We start from the raw sequence: 20,182 nt of genomic DNA, 5'->3' as shown, positions 1-20,182 counted from the left end.
CGCGATGCTGAACCGTGAAACGATCGCCAATCTCGTCCTCGCAGCCCTGCTGCTTGCCGTTCCGCTGGCCGCCAATGCCTTCGGCCAACCATTCTACGTAACGCTCGCCACCCGCGTCGCCATCCTGGCGCTGGCAGCGGCCGGCCTCAATCTCGCCCTCGGCCTCGGCGGGCTCGTCTCCTTCGGCCATGCTGCCTTCTTCGGGCTGGGCGGTTATGCGGCGGGCATTCTTGCGACGCACGCCTTCTCCGGCGATCCGCTGCTGTTTGGATGGACGGGAACGAACCAGATGCCGGTCATCTGGCTGGTAGCGATGCTGGTCGCCGGCCTGGTGGGGCTCTTCATCGGCTTGATCAGCCTCAGGACCTCCGGCGTCTACTTCATCATGATCACGCTCGCCTTTGCGCAGATGGTCTATTATTTCGCGATCTCCTGGCCGGCCTATGGCGGTGAGGACGGGCTGTCGATCCTGGTGCGCAACCAGTTCCCCGGTGTCAATACGATGAAGCCGGTGAGCTTCTTCCTGATCTGCTATGGCGTGCTGATCACGGCGCTCGCCTTCTTCGTGCTTGTCCGTGCCTCGCGCTTCGGCTCCGCCCTGCAGGCGGCGCGCCAAAACGAGGTTCGCGTCGCCACCGTCGGGATCGCGCCCTATCGCATCCGCCTCACCGCATTTGCCGTCTCGGCCGCGATCACCGGCCTTGCGGGCGCGCTGTTTGCCGACCTCAACCGCTTCGTCAGCCCCTCCATGCTGTCCTGGCACATGTCCGGCGAACTGATCGTCCTGATCATCCTCGGCGGTACGGGCCGCCTGTTCGGTCCTCTGGCGGGTGCGGCGCTCTTCGTGGTCTTCGAATATGTGCTGGGCGGACTGACGGAGCGCTGGCAGTTCTTCCTCGGCCTCATTCTGCTCGGCACCGTGCTCTTTGCGCGGGGCGGGCTTCTCGGGCTCCTGGCCGGAAAGGCGCGTCATGGCTGAGCCGGTTCTTGAACTCTCTGATATCGTCAAGAGCTTCGGTGCGCTGAGGGCGACGGATCATGTCTCGCTCGACCTGAAGCCCGGCGAAATCCACGCGCTGATCGGACCGAATGGTGCCGGCAAGTCGACGCTCATCCACCAGATCTGCGGCACGCTACGGCAGGACTCCGGGACGATCCGCCTTGCAGGCAGAGATATCGGGCATCTCGGCGTTGCAGAGCGTTCGCGGCTTGGTCTGGGGCGGACCTTCCAGGTATCCTCGCTTGCTCCCGAGTTCTCGGCGCTGCGCAATGTCATGCTTGCGGTACAGGCGCAGCAGGGATCGAGCTTCCGTTTCTTCAAGCCGGTGATGCGCGATGCCTCGCTGATCGACCGTTCCATGGCGATGCTTGAGCGGGTCGGCCTACAGGACAGGGCGCGCATACCGGCGGCCGAGCTGTCCCACGGCGAGCGCCGCCAGCTGGAGATCGCCATCGCGCTTGCGCTGAACTCGAAGGCGTTTTTGCTCGACGAGCCCATGGCCGGCATGGGGCCGGAAGGATCGAAGGTTCTGACCGGGTTCCTCGATACGCTCCGGCAGGAAGCGCCTATCCTGCTGGTGGAGCATGACATGGATGCGGTCTTCGCGCTGGCGGATCGAATCTCCGTGCTGGTCTACGGCCGGGTGATCGCCACCGGCACGGTCGAGGAGATCCGCCGTGATCCGGCTGTGCGGACTGCATACTTGGGAGACCATGCCTGATGCTGCTCGACGTTTCGAAGATCGAAGCTTCCTATGGCGCCAGCCAGGCCCTGTTCGGCGTCGACCTCGCGGTGGCCGAGGGTGAGGCCGTGGCGCTGATGGGTCGTAACGGCATGGGCAAGACGACGACCATCCGCGCGATCTGCAACCTCAATCCGCCGCGCGCCGGCTCGGTCCGTCTCGGCGGCACGGACCTCAGGGGCAAGCCGTCGCACCGCGTCGCCAAGCTCGGCATCGGCCTTGTGCCGGAGGGGCGGCGCTGCTTCCCGAACCTGACGGTGCACGAGAACCTCGTAGCGGCCGCGCGTCCGGGGGCCTGGACGCTCGCGCGCGTCAACGATCTCTTCCCGCGTCTGGCGGAACGTCACGCGCAGATGGCGCGGTCGCTGTCTGGCGGCGAGCAGCAGATGCTGGCGATCGGCCGCGCGCTGATGACCAATCCGCGCCTCCTCATCCTCGATGAGGCGACGGAGGGCCTGGCACCCGTCATCCGGCAGGACATCTGGGCGGCGATCCGCAAGCTGAAGGCGGAGGGGCTCTCCATCCTCGTCGTCGACAAGACGCTGTCGGAACTGCTTCCTGTCGCCGACCGCTGCGTCATCCTGGAGAACGGACGGAGCGCCTGGCATGGAACGCCGGCGGAACTGACCGCTGACCTGCAGGACCGCTATCTCGGCGTCTGAGTTGCCGCGAACATCGGCCCGCCCTTGTGGGCCGGAAAGCCGTAGCCATTGATCATCACCAGATCGATGTCGCTCTCGCGAGCGGCGACGCTTTCGTCGAGCAGCTTTTGCCCCTCCTCGGCCATCGCGGCAAGCAGGCGCTCGACGATCTCGTCGGCCCTGAAGTTGCGCGGCGTGATACCCTTGTTTGCGCGGCACTGCGCGATGATGTCCGTAACCACAGGATCGACCTGCCGCTTCCCCTCGGGATAGGCATACCAGCCCCGTCCGGTCTTCTGGCCGAGCCGGCCGGCTTCACAGAGCCGGTCCGCAATCTCGACATAGCGCTCTGACGGATCGCGCGTCGCAGCCTGGCGCTTGCGTCTTGCCCAGGCGATCTCCAGCCCCGCCATGTCGTAGACGGCGAACAGGCCCATCGGAAATCCATAGTCTTCCAGCGCTGCGTCGATCTCGTGCGGCAGGGCGCCGTCTTCCAAGAGGAACTCCGCTTCACGGCGGTAGGCGGAGAAGATGCTGTTGCCGATGAAGCCTTCGGTGACGCCGGTGACGATCGCGAGCTTTCGAAGCTTCTTAGCCACGGCAAGCCCGGTCGCCAGCACGTCGGGCGCCGTGCGGGCGCAGCGCACGACCTCGAGTAGCCGCATGACATGAGCCGGCGAGAAGAAATGCAGGCCGAGCACGCGCTCCGGGTAAGCCGTGGCGGCGGCGATCTCGTCCGGGTTCAGATAGCTGGTATTGGTGGCGAGGATCGCGTCCGGCCGGATGACCTTGTCCAGGCGGCGAAAGAGATCGATCTTGACGTCGAGATCGTCGAACACCGCTTCGATGATGAGATCGCAGGGCGCGAGATCGCCGTCGGCTGCCGTGACCGAGAGGCGGTTTTCCTGTGCGTCGAAGGTCGTCTGATCGATCCGTCCGGCCGACAGGTTCTTTTGAAGAAGATCGAGAATACGCTCGCGACCCTTGGCCGCTGCCTCATCGTCGCGGTCAAGCCCGATCACGCGATAGCCGGCATTGAGCGCGGCAACTGCAATGCCGCTTCCCATCAGCCCAAGCCCGGCGATGCCGATCGTTTCGACGGGGCGAGGGGACACACCCTCCAGATCCTCGACCTTTGATGCCTGCCGTTCCGCAAAGAAGACATGTCGCAATGCGGCCGCCTCGCTGCCGTCGCGGAGCCTGAGGAAGGTGGCCCGCTCATCAGCCAGACCCTCAGCGAGCGGCCGTGCCGCGGCCTCCACGAGACGGATGGCTTCGGCGGGTGCCTGTTGCCCGCGTGCCTTGGCAAGGATCCGAGCCTTCACCTTCTCGACGGCGGTGTTGTCGGCAGCCGGGACCGCCAAATGGCCCGTCCGGCGGGGATCCTGGCCCGCAAGCCGCCGATCGGCCGCAAGGGCTGCATCTTCCAGGCAGGCATCGACGATTTCATCGATCAGCCCAAGGCTCAAGGCCTCCTGTCCCTTGACGCTCCGGCCGCTGCCGATCAGGTCGATTGCCGCAGGGATGCCGATCAACCGGGGCAAGCGCTGGGTACCGCCCGCACCCGGCACGATGCCGAGCTTCACCTCCGGAAGTCCCATCTGCGCCGCCGGGGATGCCACCCGATAGTGGCAGCCGAGTGCAACCTCCAGGCCGCCTCCGAGGGCCGCACCATTGATGGCCGCGACGACCGGTTTCCCGGAGGCCTCGATCCGCTCGATGACGGTCGGCAGGATCGGCTCCACTGGCGGCTGTCCGAATTCCCGGATGTCGGCGCCGGCGATGAAGGTCTTTCCAGCTCCGGTTATGACGAGGCCGAGGATGCTGGCGTCACCAGCGGCACGGTCCAGTGCCGTCACCAGTCCGGCGCGGACATCGGCCGAGAGCGCGTTGACCGGCGGATTTTCAATGGTGACGACGAGAACCTCGCCATGGATCTCGCCGCGTACAGTGTCGGAGAAAGGGATCGCGGCAGCTTCCATTGGCTTACTCCGGAACGACGGCGATGGCCTGAATCTCGATCTTGGCGCGGTCCTCGATCAAGGCCGTCACCTGCATGGCGGCCATGGCCGGAAAATTCTTGCCCATGATTTCGCGATAGGCCTGGCCGATGCCCTTCAGGTTTGCGAGATACTCCGCCTTGTCCGTGAAGTACCAGGTCATGGTCGTCACATGCTCCGGGCCTGCACCGCCGGCGGCGAGGACGGCGACGACGTTCTTCAGCGTCTGGCGGACCTGCTCCACGAAATCGTCGGTCTCGAACTGGTACTGGTCGTTCCAGCCGATCTGGCCACCGACATAGACCTGCCGGCCTCGGGCCGCCACGCCGTTGGAATAGCCGATCGGCTTTGCCCAGCCTTCAGGCTGAAGAATGTCATTCATGGGTCTTCTCCGGAGGGGCGCTCTTCAGCAGTTCGCGCGCGATGATGAGTTTCTGGACTTCGGTCGCACCCTCGTAGATCCGCAGGGCGCGGATTTCGCGATAAAGGCTCTCGACGATCTCGCCGCTCTTCACGCCCCGTCCGCCGAACATCTGCACGGCGCGGTCGATCACCTGCTGGGCGTTCTCGGTCGCGACCATTTTTGCCATGGCTGCTTCCTTGGTGGTCGGCAGGCCCTGGACGTCGCGGCGCCACGCGGCGCGGTAGGTAAGGAGGCCGGCGGCGTCGATCTGCGCGGCCATGTCCCCGAAGGCGGCCTGCGTGAGTTGCAGGTCGGAAAGATGGTTGCCGAACATCGGGCGGCTCCTCGCATGCGCCAGCGCCTCGTCCAGCGCCCGGCGGGCGAAGCCGACCGCGGCTGCGGCAACTGATGCGCGGAAGATGTCGAGCGTGCGCATGGCGATCTTGAAGCCCTCGCCGGGATTGCCGAGCAGCCGATCAGCCGGAATGCGGCAGTTCTCGAAACGGATGGTCGCCAGCGGATGCGGCGCGATCACGTCGATCCGCTCAGCGATCGAGAAGCCGGGATCATCGGCGTAAACCACGAAGGCCGAGATGCCGCGGGTGCCGGGCGCCTCGCCGGTGCGGGCAAAGACGGTGTAGACATCCGCGATCCCGCCGTTGGAGATCCACGTCTTCTCGCCGTCGAGGACATAGTGCCCGCCATCCTTGCGCGCGGCGCAGGCCATGGCGGCGACGTCGGAGCCCGCGTCCTTTTCGGACAGTGCAAAGGCGGCGATCCATTCGCCCGTCTGCGCTTTCGGTAACACGGTGCGACGCAGTTCCTCCGTTCCGGAAAGCGCAATCGCGCCGGTGCCGAGTCCCTGCATGGCGAAGGCGAAATCGGCAAGCCCGTCATGCCAGGCAAGCGTCTCGCGGGTGAGGCAGGCCTCGCGGGAATCGATGGGGCGTGTGCCACCTGCGCCGGTCGCCGCGTCCAGCAGCCGCGCCTCTCCGAGAGATCGAACGAGATGGCGGCAGGCGCGGTCGGTGTCGGCGTGGTCTATCCCGCTGAGTGCTCCCGAGGCAGCATAGGCGTCGAGCCTGGCAGCCAGGGTCCGGTGGCTCTCGTCGAAGAAGGGCCAGTCGAGATGCTCCCGCGTCGGGGCGGCGAGCCTGTTCGGTGCCGCCATGTCAGTTCCCCTCGAAGACCGGCTTGCGCTTCTCCGCGAAGGCCTCGAAGGCGCGGCGGAAGTCCCTGGTCGCCATGCAGACCGCCTGCGCCTGCGCTTCGGACTCGATCATCTCATCGATGCCCATGGCCCACTCCTGGTTCAGCATGGTCTTCGTCATCGTGTGGGCGAACCACGGCCCGTCTGCCAGCGACTGCGCCAGCTTTACTGCCTCGGCCTCCACGGCGTCCTCCGCGTGAAGCGCATTGTAGAAGCCCCAGGCGTGACCTTCCGAGGCGCTCATGGCGCGGCCGGTGAAGAGGAGTTCCGCGGCACGACCCTGGCCGATGATGCGCGGCAGGATCCCACAGGCGCCCATGTCGGCTCCGGCAAGGCCCACGCGGGTGAAGAGGAAAGCCGTCTTCGCCTCGGGCGTCGCAAGCCGCAGGTCGGAAGCCATGGCCAGGATGGCGCCGGCACCGGCGCAGATGCCGTCCACCGCCGCGATGATCGGCTGCGGGCACTTCTTCATCGCCTTGACGAGATCTCCCGTCATGCGGGTGAAGGCGAGGAGGTCAGGCATCGCCATCTGGGTCAGAGGCTCGATGATTTCGAAGACATCGCCGCCGGATGAGAAATTGCCGCCGGCGCCGGTCAGGACCACCGCGCGAACATCCGAAGCATAGGCGAGGTCGCGGAACAGGTCTCGCAATTCCGCGTAGCTTTCGAAAGTAAGCGGATTTTTACGTTCCGGCCGGTTCAGGCGGATCATGGCGACCCGCCCGTCGGCGCTGACGTCCCAGAGGAAATGCTGCGCCTGATAGTCCTTGAAGGGGCGCAGGTGACCTGCCATGGAAACCGTGCTCATCCTGCCAATACCTCCCCGCCGGCGATCGCGATCGCCTGGCCGTTGATCGAAGCCGCAGCGGGCGATGCCAGCCAGAGAACGGCGTCTGCGACTTCCTCCGGCCTGATCAGGCGCCCCTGCGGATTGCCTTTGGTGAACTCCTTCATCGCGTCTTCCCGGCTGCGGCCGGTCTTCGCCATGATCGTATCGATCGCCTGTGCGATCAGCGGCGTGTCCGTGAATCCCGGACAGACGGCGTTGACGGTAATTCCCGTCTTCGCAAGCTCAAGGGCCAGCGACCGGGTCAGGCCGATGACGCCGTGCTTGGCCGCCGTATAGGCAGAGACATAGGCATAGCCGGTGAGGCCGGCGGTGGAGGCGATGTTGATGATGCGGGCGCCATCGCCACGCAGCTTCAGGTCCGGAAGCGCCGCCTGGGTGACGAGGAAGACGCCGGTCAGGTCGACGGCGAGCACGCGGTTCCACACATCCGGCGACGTCTTCTCGAAGGGCGCGCTGGGTGCCTCTCCGGCATTGTTGACGAGGATGTCGATTGGGCCGAATGCGGTGCGAGCACCTTTCAGGCCGTCTGCGATCGCCGCCTCGCTGGTGACATCGAAGCCATGGGCGACGTGGACCTGGGAAAGACCCAGCCGCTGCGCCAGCGCCTGCAGGGGTTCTGCCCGGCGGCCGGCCAGGGTAATGCGGGCACCCGCGGCGACGAGGGCGGTTGCGATGGCGGCCCCGATGCCGCTGCCGGCGCCGGTGACGAGCGCATGGCGCCCCTCCAGCTTTCGGATTGCATCCATCGATCGGTCCTCACTTCGCTGCCGCGGCACGCGCGAGATTGGTCTCGTATTGCAGCTTGCCGGAATAGTATTGCTTCGGCCAGGCAATCTCGGTGAGCCCGATGCGCGCCGCTTCATGCAGGACCCAGGCCGGATCGGCGAGATGGGGACGGGCGACGGCGCAGAGATCGGCACGGCCGGCAGCGATCACCGAGTTCGCATGATCTGCCTCCGAAATCGCGCCGACGGCGATGGTCGGGATGCCCACCTCGTTGCGGATCTTGTCGGAGAAGGGCGTCTGGAAGAGGCGCCCATAGACCGGCTTTTCTTCCTTCCAGACCTGGCCCGAGGAGCAGTCGATCATGTCGGCCCCGGCATCCTTGAACATCTTCGCGAAGATCGCCGCGTCATCCGGAGTGTTGCCGCCCTCGAACCAGTCGTGGCAGGAGAGGCGCACGGAGATCGGCTTGTCCTCCGGCCAGATGGCGCGGATGGAACGGAAGATCTCCAGCGGATAACGCGCCCGGTTCTCGTGGCTGCCGCCATATTCGTCGGTTCGGCGGTTGGTCAGCGGCGACAGGAAGCTCGAGAGCAGATAGCCGTGCGCGCAGTGGAGTTCCAGCCAGTCCGCGCCTGTCGTGAGTGCAAGCTCGGTGGCGCGGACGAAGTCCGTCTTCACCCGATCCATGTCGGCCCGGTCCATGGCCTTCGGGACCTGGCTGTTCTTCAGGTAGGGCAGGGCGGAGGCGGAGATCAGCGGCCAACCTCCCTCATCGAGCGGTTGGTCGATCCCCTCCCAGGCCCGCTTCGTGGCGCCCTTGCGGCCGGCATGGCCGAGCTGGATGCCGACCTTTGCCGTGCTGTTGTTGTGGACGAAGTCGACGAAGCGCTTCCACCCCCGAGCCTGCTCCTCGTTCCAGAGGCCCAGGCAGCCGGGCGTGATGCGGGCATCGGGAGACACGCAGGTCATCTCCCCGAAGACGAGGCCGGCGCCGCCGAGGGCACGGGCGCCGAGATGCACGAGATGGAAGTCGTCGAGCAGGCCGTCCTTCGCGGAATACATTGCCATGGGCGACATGACGATGCGGTTCTTCAGCGTCACCCCGCGCATGGTGTAGGGCGTGAACATCGGCGGCGGCACCCTGCCATCGGCTGAAGGTTCGACACCTGCCTGACCGGCGAACCAGCTTTCGTAGCCCTCCAGCCATGTTTTGTCGCGCAGGCGCAGGTTCTCGTGACTGATGCGCTGGGAGCGGGTCAGCATGGAATACATGAACTGCTCGGGCGGCAACGTATCGGCATAACGTTCGCCGACGACTTCGAACCATTCCATGGCGTTGCGCGCGGCATTCTGGATGCGGGCCACGTCGACGCGGCGAATTTCTTCATAGACGTCGAGGACGGCAGGGATCTTCTCCCTGGTGTGGCCGTGCCGGTTGAACTGGTTGGTCAACTCGATCGCATCGTCGATCGCAAGCTTTGTGCCGGAACCGATGGCGAAGTGGGCTGTGTGGGCGGCGTCGCCCATCAGCACGACATGCGAGCGGCCGTTGAAATGGCTCCACTTGCCGCAGATCAGCCGGTTGAAGTTCAACCAGGCGGAGCCCCGCAGGTGGCGGGCATTGGTCATCAGTTCGGCGCCGTCCAGCACCTCCGAAAACAGGTCCTGGCAGAAATCGATGGAGCCCTGCTGGTCCATCTGCCCGAGACCGTGCTTCTCGTAGGCCTCCTCGGTCGTCTCGACGATGAACGTCGACGTCTTGTCATCGAACTTGTAGATATGCGCCTGGAACCAGCCGTGATCGGTCTTGCGGAAATCGAAGGTGAAGGCGTCGTAGAGCTTGTTCGTGCCGAGCCAGATATACCGGTTCGGCCGTGTCACGAGGTCGGGTTTGAAAACCTCCTGGTACCTGTTACGGATCTTCGAATTGAATCCGTCCGAGGCGATGATCAGATCCGCATCCGGATAGTCGAGGTCGCTCGCCACCTCCGTCTCGAACACCAGTTCCACGCCGAGCGCCTCGCAGCGGCGCTGCAGGATGTTCAGAAGTTTCTTGCGGCCGATGCCGACGAAGCCGTGGCCGGAGGTGCGCTGGCGGGTTCCCTTGAACCAGACCTCGATGTTGTCCCAGTGGTTGAACGCATCCTCGATCTCGGCCGCACTCTCGGGATCCCAGGCCCGCATGGCTTCCATCGTCGCGTCCGAAAAGACGACACCCCAGCCGAAGGTGTCGTAGGGGCGGTTGCGCTCGATGACGGAGATCTCGTGCTCCGGATGCTGCTTCTTCATCAGGAGCGCGAAATAGAGCCCGGCCGGGCCTCCGCCGATGCAGACGATGCGCATGAAGCAATTCCTCCTGAAGTTCCCGCTCTTATTATTTTAAGTTTAAACTATATGGGGGTGGATGGGGCCGTCAAGCTCTTTCGAGGCCCTGGCGTGATCGCCCAAGGGAGTCTTTGACAATTCAAATATCGCTTCGTAACAGTTCGAAGGGGGCGGGTTAGGAACGCGGATGGACATGGTGGAGAACGAAGCGGCGACCGCGGATCTCGAGTTGATCGTGCACGGGCCGGCGGGGAGCAGCAAGCCCGAGACGAAACTCTGGCTGCGCATGCTCTCGACCACGAAACTGATCACGACCGAGATCCGCCGCCGGCTGAGATCGGAATTCGGGGCGACGCTGCCCCAGTTCGACCTGATGGCGCAGCTCTACCGCGAGAAGGACGGCCTTCGCCTGGGCGAACTGTCAAAGCGCACCATGGTCACCAACGGCAATGTCACGGGGCTGGTGGAGCGTCTCGAGGCGGATGGGCTCCTGAGACGCGTCACGCCCGATCGGGACCGCCGGGTTACGGTCGCGCAGCTGACGCCGGCGGGGGCGAAGCTCTTCGCGGCCATGGCTGCGGCGCATGAAGGATGGCTCCGCGACCTGATGGCAGACGTGGATCGTTCCGTGGTAGGCGGGCTGTGGTCGGACATCGGCAAGGTGAAGGCCTCCGCTCGCAATCATCTCTCCGGCTCGGAGTTCGAATAGCGCGTTCATGGAAAACCTCCAGGCCATCGTGGATGAGATCCACCACACCCTGATGCCGCGGCTCGGCGAGGGAAAGGTTGCCGATTACATTCCGCAACTCGCCCATATCGACCCGAGGAAGTTCGGGATAGCCGTGATGGGCACCGACGGCGTCACCGCCAGCGCGGGTGACTGCGACGAGCCTTTCTCGATCCAGAGCGTATCGAAGGTCTTCACGCTGACGCTGGCGCTCGGCAAGCACGGCGAGAATGTCTGGAAACGGGTCGGGCGCGAACCTTCGGGATCGGCGTTCAATTCGATCGTGCAGCTGGAGCACGAGGAAGGCAAGCCGCGCAATCCGTTCATCAATGCGGGGGCGATCGCCGTGAGCGACCTTGTGCTTGCGGGGCACACGCCGCGGGAGGCGATCGGCGAGATCGTCCGCTTCGTCCAATACCTGGCCGACGACGACACCATCGCCATAGACCCCGCCGTCGCCAGATCCGAGGCGGCCACAGGATACCGCAACATCGCGCTCGCCAACTTCATGCGTGGCTTCGGCAAGCTCGACCATCCGGTGGATCATGTGCTCGGGGTCTATTTCCACCACTGTGCGCTCGCCATGACCTGCACGCAGCTCGCCCGCTCCGGCCTGTTCCTCGCGGCAGCCGGCCGCAATCCCCTGACCGGCCACACGGTGGTTTCAAGACAAAGGGCAAGGCGGATCAACGCGCTGATGCTGACCTGCGGACACTACGACGGCTCGGGCGACTTCGCCTATCGGGTCGGGCTGCCGGGCAAGAGCGGCGTAGGCGGCGGCATTCTGGCCGTCGCGCCCGGCAAGGCCTCGATCGCCGTCTGGTCGCCCGGCCTCAACCACAGCGGCAACTCGCTGCTCGGGTCCCTTGCGCTGGAAATGCTGGCGCACCGGACCGGCTGGTCCGTCTTCGGTCCCTGATCCGGCGCGAAGAAAAAGAGGCGCGGCCGAAACCGCACCCCTTCCGTCCTGGGAGGACTAACTCAATCTTCGTTCGCCGCCATCTGCGACAGGATCTGGCCGCGGCCGCGCATCCTGAGGATCAGCGGCACGATGAAGGCGAGGGCCGCAACCGCGAAGAGCACGGCGGCGATGGGAGACGTGAAGAGATAGGTGACGTCGCCCTGGCTGATCGCAAGCGCGCGGCGGAGCTGCTGCTCGGCGAGCGGCCCGAGGATCAGGCCGACGACGACCGGCGCGATCGGATAGCCGAAGACGCGCATCACATAGCCGAGCAGGCCGAAGGTCAGGAGCATGCCCAGCTCGAACACGGAGGGGTTCGCTCCGATCGTGCCGAGCGTCGCAAACACCAGGATGCCGGCATAGAGCCAGGGCTTCGGGATGGTCAGGAGCTTCACCCACAAGCCGATGAGCGGCAGGTTGAGAACGAGCAGCATGCCGTTGGCGATCAGCAGCGATGCGATCAGGCCCCACACGAGCTGTGGGTTTGTCGCGAACAGCAGCGGGCCGGGCTGCAGGCCGTATTGCTGGAAGCCGGCAAGCATGATCGCAGCCGTCGCCGTGGTCGGCAGCCCGAGGGTGAGCAGCGGCACAAGCGTGCCGGCGGCGGAGGCGTTGTTCGCCGCTTCCGGCCCGGCGACCCCTTCGATGGCGCCATTGCCGAACTCTTCCGGATGCTTCGTCAGCCGCTTTTCCGTCGCATAGGAGAGGAAGGTGCCGATCTCCGCACCGCCGGCCGGCATGGCGCCGATCGGGAAGCCGATCACAGTTCCGCGGAGCCAGGGCTTCCAGGAGCGCGCCCAGTCCTGCGCATTCATCCAGACCGACCCCTTGACCGCTTCCACCGTCTCCGGACCGCGCGCGCCCTGCGCGGCGACGAACAGCGTCTCCCCGATCGCGAACATGGCGACCGCCATCGTCGTCACCTCGATGCCGTCCAGGAGATCCGGAACCCCAAAGGAGAGGCGGGTCTGGCCGGTAAGCTGGTCGATGCCGATGATCGAGAAGGCAAGGCCCACGAAGAGGGCGGTCAAGCCTCGAAGGGCGGAATCGCCGAAAGCCGCAGAGACAGTCACGAAAGCCAGAACCATCAGCGCGAAGTACTCGCGTGGACCGAACTTGATCGCGATTTGCACGACATAGGGCGCCAGGAAGGCGAGCAGGAGCGTTGCTATGAGGCCTGCAACGAAGGAGCCGATCGCAGAGGTTGCGAGCGCAGGTCCGCCGCGGCCGGCCTTCGCCATCTTGTTGCCCTCCAGCGCGGTGACGATCGATGCACTCTCGCCTGGAGTGTTGAGAAGGATCGAGGTCGTCGACCCGCCGTACATGCCGCCGTAATAGATGCCGGCGAACATGATCAGCGATCCGGTCGGATCGAGGCGGTAGGTGACTGGCAGCAGCAGTGCCACCGTCAGCGCCGGTCCGATGCCGGGCAGCACGCCCACCGCGGTGCCGAGGGTGACGCCGATCAGGGCATAGAGGAGGTTGAGCGGCTGTGCCGCCGACATCAATCCCTGGAGAAGAAATTCAAACGTGGCCATGAGCGTCGCGGCGTCCGTGTTAGAGGAACAGGTGTTCCAGCGGCCCGGCTGGAAGAGACAGCTGGAGCAGCCCGGCGAAGATCAGCCAGATGCCGAGACAGAGGACGATGCCGATCGGGATTGTCAGCCACAGCTTGCGGCGGCCGAAGCCCGCGGCGACGAGGGCGAAGAGAATGCCGGTGGCAATCGAGAACCCGGCCCGGTTGAGGAGCAGCATCTGGGCGGCAAGGCCCGCGACGACCCAGACGAGCGGGCCGAATTCCTGCCGGTCGCGCTGCGGAAAGTCTCCCCGGAAGGCTTCGATCGCGGTCCATACAGCCAGTCCGATCAGGCCGAAGGAGATCCACTCCGGAACAGTCGCGGGGCCGACCTGCGAATAGCCGGCAGCATCCTTCACCCGCGCGACGTCGAAGAAGATCACGGCTGCGATGACGATAAGGATCACGGCAATGGCAAGCGCCGCCCAATCGGGGCGGCGCTGCTCGGATGTCGAGGTGTTGTGGTCCAGGCTCATTTCACCAGTCCGATGTCCTTCAGGACGGTCTCGGTCGCGCTGACGTCCTTGTCGAGCTGCTCGACGAAGGCATCGCCGGCGAGATAGGTGTCGGCCCAGCCTTTCGTCTTTAGCGTTTCCTGCCACGTGGCCGACTTGGCAAGCTTCTCGATATCGGCCAGTACGGCCGCCTTCTGCTCGTCCGACAGACCGGGAGCGGCAGCAACCATGCGCCAGTTTTGCAGCACCACGTCATAGCCGGCTTCCTTCAGCGTCGGAGCGTCGACGCCCTCGATGCGCTCTTCGCTGGAGATCGCCAGCAGGCGCAGCGTGCCGGCCTCTACCTGCGACTGGAATTCGCCGTAGCTGGAAATGCCGGCAGTCACCTGGCTGCCGAGGATGGCGGCCAGAGCTTCACCGCCGCCGGAATAGGCGATGTAGTTGATCTTGGTCGGGTCAACGTCCGCAGCCTTCGCCAGCAGGCCGACCGCGATGTGGTCGGTGCCGCCGGCCGAACCGCCGGCCCAGGAGACCGATCCGGGATCTGCCTTCAGCTTTTCGACGAGCTGGTCGATCGACTGGATTTCGGACGAGGCCGGGACGACGATGGCTTCGTATTCGCCGGTCAGGCGCGCGATCGGCGTGACGTCTTTCAGGGTGACGGGCGACTGGTTGGTCAGGATCGCGCCGACCATGACATAGCCGCCGACGATCAGCGCGTTCGGGTTGCCCTTCTGCTGGCTGGCGAATTGGGCGAGCCCGATCGTGCCGCCCGCGCCCGGAACGTTCACGACCTGGACATTGCCGGAGATGCCCTCTTCCTGAAGAGCGGTCTGCAGCGAGCGGGCCGTCTGGTCCCAGCCGCCGCCGGGCGCCGCGGGAGCCATGATCGTGTAATCGGCCGCTGCGGCCGGCAGGGCGAGAGCTCCGGCGAGAATCGAAGCAAGAACGAAGTGTTTCAAGGTCTGTCCTCCAAAGTGCGTCTTCGGACGCGGTGATTTATTTGGGACAAGGAGGACGACTTGCCGCGGCGAATGCCGGTGGGCGCCTCCCATCCACATCGGCGCTCCCCTCCAGGAGGGCCGAATGCCCTAAGCGATCACATCAAGCTGACATCTACCTGACATTCCGCCTCCCGCGCGCAAATGGCAAGAGGGCGGTCACTGCAGCCGCAGTACCTCGTTCCAGCGGGAGATGAGACGCGCCCGCTTCACCTGGTCGAGATAGACCATCAGCCCGAGGCTGACCGGGACCGGCTTCAACTGCCCTCCGAGCATCTCCCGCAGGGTCGTTGCGGTATTGTTGCCGGACACCTCCGGACTGACCGCCGGGATCTGCAATTCCCGCGCCATGATCGTCTGTCCCTGCCGCGACATGAAGAACGCGAGGTAGCGGCGGCCGAGATCGGGGGAGGCGGCGGCCTGGGGTACGAGCCCGATCCGCGACATCACCACGGTATAGTCCTTCGGCAGGACGATACCCACGTCGGGATGCCGTGAGGCCCAGTCCGCCGCATAGGAGCCGAGGATGTTGTAGCCGAGGAGGAAGCGTCCGTCGGCCACCCGCTCAAGGATGGCCTGGCTGGTCGAATAGAGCTTCACGCCGGCGGCTCCCATGGCCTGGATGACGGACCAGATGTCGCCGAACTGCTCCTGATCGCGCGACATGAACAGGAACCCGACCCCCGATCGCTCGATGTCGTAGGTACCGATACGGCCGTGCACCGCGTCGCCGTGCGCCTTCAGATAGTCCACGAATTCGGCTCGGGTCGATGGCGGTGGCGCGTCCGGGAAGCTTGGCTTGTGGTAGACGAAGACCGCCGGCTCGAACGTCAGGGCATAGGCGGTGTTCCGCCAGTTCGCCCAGCCGGGCCAGCGGTCGCTCATGGGCAGGTCGCTGCGCTGGGCATAGCCGTCATTGGCGAGCTTCACCTGCAGGTCCATGGCCGAGGAGAAGGCGAAATCGGCCGTTTTCCGCCCTGCATCCGTCTCGCGTACGATCCGGTCGTAGATTTCGCCGGTGAGCATGTCCTCATAGCGGATGGAGACGTCCGGGTTGGCGGACTGGAAGCCGGCGATCATCGGCCGCGCCAGCGGCTCGTCGAGGGAGGAATAGACAACCAGTACCGGCGCGTCGGCGCGGCCGGACAGGGCCGGAAAGACTGTCGTCGCGGCGCACGCAAAGCTGGCCGACAGCAAGGCGAGGAGAAGGGGGAGGATGAAGAGGGGCCTCATCCGGAAAACATGCACCAGCAGGCGACGCAGCACAAGCCGAGGAAATCTGCCCGGTTCGTGACATTCGGCCTCCGGCCGGATAATCTCGCCGGAGGGGGTAACCAGGTGCGAATTCTTCTGGTGGAAGACAATCAGGCGCTGGCGGAGGGTCTGTCGACGATCCTGCGCGGGAGCGGCTATGCCGTCGATGTGGTGGCTGACGGGGCGTCGGCGGAGGCGGTCGCCGCTGCCGAGACCTACGACCTTGTCATTCTGGACCTCAATCTGCCGGAGATGGACGGTCTGGATGTGCTGCGTTCCATGCGCTCCCGCCAGAACAGGGCGGCGGTGATGATCCTGACGGCCCGCGGCGCGCCGGAGGATCGCGTGCGGGGCCTGGATCTCGGCGCCGACGACTACATGATCAAGCCCTTCGACATCTCCGAATTCGAGGCGCGTATCCGGATGCTGCTCCGGCGGCAGGCGGGGCTTCGAAGCTCCGTCGTCCAGTTCGGCGGCATTACCCTCGACCTGACCTCCCGGACCTTCAGCAGTTCGGGGCTGCCGCTGGATATCCCCGCGCGGGAGGTGGCGCTGCTGGAACTGCTGTTCCTGCGGGCCGGAAAGGTGGTCTCCAAGGATGCGATCGTCCGGTCGCTCACCGGCTTCGACGAGGATCTGTCGGCGAATGCGATCGAACAATATGTCAGCCGGCTTCGGCGTCGCCTTGCGCCGCACGGCCTGACGGTCCGCACGGCCCGGGGCCTCGGCTACTACCTGGAAAGCACAAGCCCGGCTCCATGACCTATTCCTATTCCTTGCGGCGGCGGCTGCTTGCCTGGTTGCTGATTGCCACTGCGGTGCTGGGCGCTTTCGCCCTGGCCGATACCTGGCGGGAAGCGGAAAAGACGGCAAACGAGGTTTCCGACCGTGTGCTGATGGGCTCTGCGCTCGCGATTGCCGAACGCGTCATCGTTTCCGAAGAGGGCAGTCTGGAAGTCGATATTCCTTATGTCGCGCTGGAAATGCTCACCTCGGCCGCGCAGGATCGCGTCTTCTATCGCGTCGACGGGCCGCCCGGCACGTTCATCACCGGCTATCAGAACCTGCCCACCGTACCGCGCGTGGAAGGACAGGCCGCGGCATTCGAGGATGCCGTGTTCCGCGGCGAACCCATAAGGGTCGCGGTGCTTGCCCGTTCTGCCTCGACGGGCATCAACTCCGTGCCCTTCGTCGTTACGGTGGCCGAGACGACCATCGCACGCCAGCAACTGATGCAGACCATCCTGTTCCGGTCCGCTGCGCGCCTGCTCTTCATGATCGTCGGGGCCGCCGTGATCGTCTGGATCGCTGTCACTGTCTCTCTTCGCCCGCTCTACCGTTTCAGCGAGGCGATCGCGCAGCGCAGCCCGGATGATCTTCATCCCATCGTGGAGCGCGTCCCGAGCGAGGTGCAGGGTCTGGTCGATACGGTGAATTCCTTCATGGTTCGCCTCGAATCGGCACTCGATGCGCTGCGGAACTTCACCGGGAACGCGAGCCACCAGTTGCGGACCCCCCTCGCAATCATCCGCACGCAGCTTGCCCTTGCCGCGCGCTCCACCGATATCGAGAGCGCGAAGCGTGCGGTCGGCAAGGCAGATGCCGCGGTTGCGGACGGGGAACGTCTGCTCGGCCAGTTGCTGCTGATGGCGAAGATCGACGCGGCGACGCGCTCCTCGTCCTTCCAGGAGACGGATCTTTCCTCCCTGGCGCAGGCGCTGACCGCCGAGCACGTGCCGCTGGCGGCCGAGGCGGGGATCGATCTGGGCTTCGAGGGTGCCGGTTCCCTCCCGATCCTGGGTGAGCCGCTGCTTCTCGGGGAGCTTTTGAAGAACCTCATCGCTAACGGGCTGCTTTATGCCGGGGCTGGCGCGGAGATGACAGTCCGTGCCAACCGTGAAGGCAGCGAGGCCGTGATCGAGGTGGAGGATAACGGACCAGGCATTCCTCGGGGCAGGCGCGCCGCCGTGCTGCAGCGCTTTGATCGCGGCACCCGCGCGGATTCCTCAGGCTCCGGACTGGGCCTGCCGATTGTCGAGGAGATCGCGAGGCTGCATCGCGCCAGGGTGGAGTTGCTGGACGGAGGCGGTGGCCGGGGCCTCTGCGTCCGGATACGGTTCCCCCTCCCGAGGGATCATCGCGAGTAGACGCAGGCTCCGCCGATCCAGGTGCTCTTCATGGACAGATCGTCGGTGAGAAGCACGAAATCGGCGTCCGCATCGGCAACGACGCAACCCTTGCGGCGGGAGAGCCCGGCCGCTTCGGCCGGATAGGTCGACACCATCCGGAGCGCTTCCTCGAGCGGCAGGCCGAGTACCCGATGGAGGAACTGCAGCGATGAGAGCATGTCGATATCGGCGCCGGCAAGCGTCCCGTCCGCCAATGTGAGCCGGCCGTCGCGGCGGAGAATTTCCCGGCCGTTCAGGGTGAAGCGCGTGAGGTCGGTGCCGATGGGCGACATGGCGTCCGTAACGACGAAGATGCGGCCCGGCCCCTGTTTCGACCGCAGCGCGATCGCCATCGCTGCGGGATGGACATGGATGCCGTCGGCGATCAGGCCCGCATGCAGGCTGCCGGTGTGAAGCGCTGCACCGACCATTCCCGGCTCGCGGTGGCCGAGCGGGCTCATGGCGTTGAACAGGTGCGTAACGGTGCGGGCGCCGGCCTGCGCGTAGCGCTGCACCGTTTCGAAACCGGCGTCGGTATGGCCGAGGCTGACGGTCAGCCCGGCCTCCGCCAGCCGCGAGACCTGCGCTTCCGTCACGTTCTCCGGTGCCACCGTCACCATCATCGCCGGGAAAGCGCCGCGGCAGGAGAGGAGGAGGTGGAGATCCGCCTCCTCCATCGGCCGGATCAGCGAGGGGTCGTGCGCGCCCTTGCGGCCGAGCGAGAGGTGCGGCCCTTCCAGGTGCAGGCCCAGAAAGCCGGGCACGCTTTCGGCGATCGCCTGACGGCCGGCGGCGATGACGGCCGCCGTGGTTTCCGGCGTGTCGGTGATCAGCGTCGGCAGGATCGCGGTGGTGCCGAAACGGGCATGGGCGGAGCAGATGGTCCGAAGCCCCTCGACCGTCGGCGCATCGTTCAGCATGACGCCGCCGCCGCCGTTCACCTGCAGGTCGACGAAGCCGGGGACGAGCATGCCGCCTTCGGCCTCGACCACGTCGGCCTCGCCCGGAATGTCCGTGTCCGGCACGATGGCCACGACGCGTCCCTCCGATAGCAGGAGGGACGCCCCCTGATGCCAGGTCTCGCCGTCGAAGATGCGGGCGCCTCGGATGGCCGCTGGAGTCATTTTGTTTCCGTCACTTTCTTGAGCGCCGCCGGCGCATCAGGATCGTAGCCGCGCGTTCGCGACCAGGCTTCCACGAAGCCGTAGAAGGGCAGGATCAGGCAGAGCGCGTCCGTCAGCGGATGACCGGTGGCCACGAAGGGAAGCTCCGTGGCCTTCCCGGCCCGTGCCGACGTTGCGAAGGCAAGCGCCCCCTTGCCGACGAGGCCATCGGCGATCTCCACGATCGAGGTCTCGGCGGCATCGCGGGCTGCAAAGGCGATGACCGGGAAACGGTAGTCGACAAGTGCCACCGGGCCGTGCAGGACCTCCGCCGATGAATAGGCTTCGGCGTGCATGTTCGAGGTTTCCTTGAACTTCAGCGCAGCTTCACTGGCAATCGCCAGGGCCGGCCCGCGGCCGAGCATGAAGAGCGAATCGGCGTCGCCCAACTGGCCGGCAAGGTCCGTCCACTCGAGATCGACGGCACGGGCACAGAAGGCGGGCAGGTCCTGCAGGGCCTGCCGCAGATCCGCATCGTCCACCCATTCGGCCAGGACGGCAAGCCCGGCAACGATCGAGTTGAAGTAGGACTTGGTCGCTGCGACCGCGACTTCGGGTCCGGCCTTGATGTCGATCGCGTGGGAGCAGGCGAGCGCCATGGGCGACCCCGGCGTGTTCGTCAGCGCGAGGCTCAACGCTCCCGCCTCGCTTGCCGCTTTTGCCATGGCGACGATGTCCGGGCTCTTGCCCGACTGCGAGATGGCGATTGCCGCGCTGCCGGCAAGCTTCATCGGCGCATGATAGATGGAGGCAAGCGAGGGGCCGAGCGAGGCAACGGGCCGCCCGGTGGTCAGTTCGACCGCATACTTGATGAAGGTTGCCGCATGGTCGGAGGAACCGCGGGCGATCGTCACCAGGAAGGCAGGATCGCGTTCGCGCAGCGCCCGGCCGGTCGCCGCCAGATCGGCCGCCGACTGTTCCAGCAGCCTGGCAACTGCTTCGGGAATCTCGTTTATCTCGCGCCGCATATGGGTCTGCAT

Annotated in this window: 19 protein-coding genes; 7 read left to right on the top strand and 12 right to left on the bottom strand. The window is 65.6% G+C overall.

Going from position 1 to position 20,182, the window contains the following annotated elements:
- Window positions 1-4 precede the first annotated feature (4 nt).
- From RTCK_RS05430 to RTCK_RS05420, 3 genes are read left to right on the top strand one after another with little or no spacing between them, the layout of a single operon-like run.
- On the top strand, window positions 5-979 hold the full coding sequence (locus tag RTCK_RS05430) for a branched-chain amino acid ABC transporter permease (RefSeq protein WP_235988587.1): 975 nt from the start codon (window positions 5-7) through the stop codon (window positions 977-979).
- Window positions 972-1,721: an ABC transporter ATP-binding protein gene (locus tag RTCK_RS05425; protein WP_142522284.1), complete on the top strand. Its 750-nt coding sequence runs from the start codon at window positions 972-974 to the stop codon at window positions 1,719-1,721. Before RTCK_RS05430 ends, RTCK_RS05425 begins: the two co-directional genes overlap by 8 nt.
- Window positions 1,721-2,404: an ABC transporter ATP-binding protein gene (locus RTCK_RS05420; RefSeq protein WP_142592049.1), complete on the top strand. Its 684-nt coding sequence runs from the start codon at window positions 1,721-1,723 to the stop codon at window positions 2,402-2,404. The genes RTCK_RS05425 and RTCK_RS05420 overlap by 1 nt, the downstream gene beginning before the upstream one ends.
- On the opposite strand, the gene RTCK_RS05415 is transcribed toward RTCK_RS05420, so the two are convergent.
- Genes RTCK_RS05415 through RTCK_RS05390 form a run of 6 tightly spaced genes read right to left on the bottom strand, consistent with a single transcriptional unit; the run spans window position 2,389 to window position 9,915 of the window.
- Window positions 2,389-4,365 (bottom strand): 3-hydroxyacyl-CoA dehydrogenase NAD-binding domain-containing protein, encoded by a 1,977-nt coding sequence (locus RTCK_RS05415; RefSeq protein ID WP_142592048.1) that lies wholly within the window; start codon window positions 4,363-4,365, stop codon window positions 2,389-2,391. The two genes, RTCK_RS05420 and RTCK_RS05415, sit on opposite strands and share 16 nt — an antisense overlap.
- Window positions 4,366-4,369: 4 nt before the next feature.
- On the bottom strand, window positions 4,370-4,765 hold the full coding sequence (locus tag RTCK_RS05410; protein WP_142592047.1) for a RidA family protein: 396 nt from the start codon (window positions 4,763-4,765) through the stop codon (window positions 4,370-4,372).
- Window positions 4,758-5,957 carry an acyl-CoA dehydrogenase family protein gene (locus RTCK_RS05405; protein WP_142592046.1) on the bottom strand — a complete coding sequence of 400 codons (1,200 nt, stop codon included), beginning with the start codon at window positions 5,955-5,957 and terminating at the stop codon, window positions 4,758-4,760. Before RTCK_RS05405 ends, RTCK_RS05410 begins: the two co-directional genes overlap by 8 nt.
- Before the next feature lies 1 nt (window position 5,958).
- A complete protein-coding gene (locus RTCK_RS05400) occupies window positions 5,959-6,804 on the bottom strand; it encodes an enoyl-CoA hydratase family protein (RefSeq protein WP_142592045.1) in 846 nt (281 codons plus the stop codon).
- Entirely contained in the window at window positions 6,801-7,592 is a 792-nt protein-coding gene (locus tag RTCK_RS05395) for an SDR family NAD(P)-dependent oxidoreductase (RefSeq protein ID WP_142592044.1), read from the bottom strand. Before RTCK_RS05395 ends, RTCK_RS05400 begins: the two co-directional genes overlap by 4 nt.
- A 10-nt stretch (window positions 7,593-7,602) precedes the next feature.
- Window positions 7,603-9,915, bottom strand: coding sequence for a bifunctional salicylyl-CoA 5-hydroxylase/oxidoreductase (locus RTCK_RS05390; protein WP_142592043.1), 2,313 nt, complete (start codon window positions 9,913-9,915; stop codon window positions 7,603-7,605).
- 175 nt (window positions 9,916-10,090) lie between these two features.
- On the opposite strand from RTCK_RS05390, the gene RTCK_RS05385 reads away from it, so the two are divergent.
- Together RTCK_RS05385 and RTCK_RS05380 are read left to right on the top strand one after the other, a co-directional pair.
- Window positions 10,091-10,606 (top strand): MarR family winged helix-turn-helix transcriptional regulator, encoded by a 516-nt coding sequence (locus RTCK_RS05385; RefSeq protein WP_142592042.1) that lies wholly within the window; start codon window positions 10,091-10,093, stop codon window positions 10,604-10,606.
- A gap of 7 nt (window positions 10,607-10,613) precedes the next feature.
- Window positions 10,614-11,543 carry a glutaminase gene (locus RTCK_RS05380; RefSeq protein WP_142592041.1) on the top strand — a complete coding sequence of 310 codons (930 nt, stop codon included), beginning with the start codon at window positions 10,614-10,616 and terminating at the stop codon, window positions 11,541-11,543.
- 62 nt (window positions 11,544-11,605) lie between these two features.
- On the opposite strand, the gene RTCK_RS05375 is transcribed toward RTCK_RS05380, so the two are convergent.
- The 4 genes from RTCK_RS05375 to RTCK_RS05360 all read right to left on the bottom strand — a co-directional run bounded on the left by RTCK_RS05375 (window position 11,606) and on the right by RTCK_RS05360 (window position 15,850).
- The gene (locus tag RTCK_RS05375; RefSeq protein WP_142592040.1) at window positions 11,606-13,123 is read right to left on the bottom strand and encodes a tripartite tricarboxylate transporter permease; all 1,518 of its coding nucleotides are present in this window, start codon (window positions 13,121-13,123) and stop codon (window positions 11,606-11,608) included.
- Between the two features lie 19 nt (window positions 13,124-13,142).
- Window positions 13,143-13,637, bottom strand: a complete 495-nt coding sequence (locus tag RTCK_RS05370) for a tripartite tricarboxylate transporter TctB family protein (RefSeq protein WP_142592039.1) — start codon at window positions 13,635-13,637, stop codon at window positions 13,143-13,145.
- Complete coding sequence (locus RTCK_RS05365) at window positions 13,634-14,578, bottom strand: Bug family tripartite tricarboxylate transporter substrate binding protein (protein ID WP_142592038.1); 945 nt, start codon at window positions 14,576-14,578, stop codon at window positions 13,634-13,636. Before RTCK_RS05365 ends, RTCK_RS05370 begins: the two co-directional genes overlap by 4 nt.
- A gap of 198 nt (window positions 14,579-14,776) precedes the next feature.
- Window positions 14,777-15,850: an ABC transporter substrate-binding protein gene (locus RTCK_RS05360; protein ID WP_142592037.1), complete on the bottom strand. Its 1,074-nt coding sequence runs from the start codon at window positions 15,848-15,850 to the stop codon at window positions 14,777-14,779.
- 105 nt (window positions 15,851-15,955) lie between these two features.
- On the opposite strand from RTCK_RS05360, the gene RTCK_RS05355 reads away from it, so the two are divergent.
- Both RTCK_RS05355 and RTCK_RS05350 read left to right on the top strand, forming a co-directional pair.
- Entirely contained in the window at window positions 15,956-16,633 is a 678-nt protein-coding gene (locus RTCK_RS05355) for a response regulator (protein WP_142592121.1), read from the top strand.
- Window positions 16,630-18,018 carry a sensor histidine kinase gene (locus tag RTCK_RS05350; protein ID WP_142592036.1) on the top strand — a complete coding sequence of 463 codons (1,389 nt, stop codon included), beginning with the start codon at window positions 16,630-16,632 and terminating at the stop codon, window positions 18,016-18,018. The genes RTCK_RS05355 and RTCK_RS05350 overlap by 4 nt, the downstream gene beginning before the upstream one ends.
- Here RTCK_RS05350 and nagA read toward each other — a convergent pair.
- Together nagA and RTCK_RS05340 are read right to left on the bottom strand one after the other, a co-directional pair.
- Entirely contained in the window at window positions 18,006-19,163 is a 1,158-nt protein-coding gene (gene nagA, locus RTCK_RS05345; RefSeq protein ID WP_142592035.1) for an N-acetylglucosamine-6-phosphate deacetylase, read from the bottom strand. The two genes, RTCK_RS05350 and nagA, sit on opposite strands and share 13 nt — an antisense overlap.
- Complete coding sequence (locus RTCK_RS05340) at window positions 19,160-20,182, bottom strand: SIS domain-containing protein (protein WP_142592034.1); 1,023 nt, start codon at window positions 20,180-20,182, stop codon at window positions 19,160-19,162. The genes nagA and RTCK_RS05340 overlap by 4 nt, the downstream gene beginning before the upstream one ends.

This window comes from Pseudorhizobium endolithicum (genome assembly GCF_902153245.2).
Taxonomy (GTDB): Bacteria; Pseudomonadota; Alphaproteobacteria; order Rhizobiales; family Rhizobiaceae; genus Neorhizobium; species Neorhizobium endolithicum.
The sequence above is the reverse complement of the archived record's forward strand: the minus strand, read 5'-3'. Positions and strand labels throughout refer to the sequence as shown.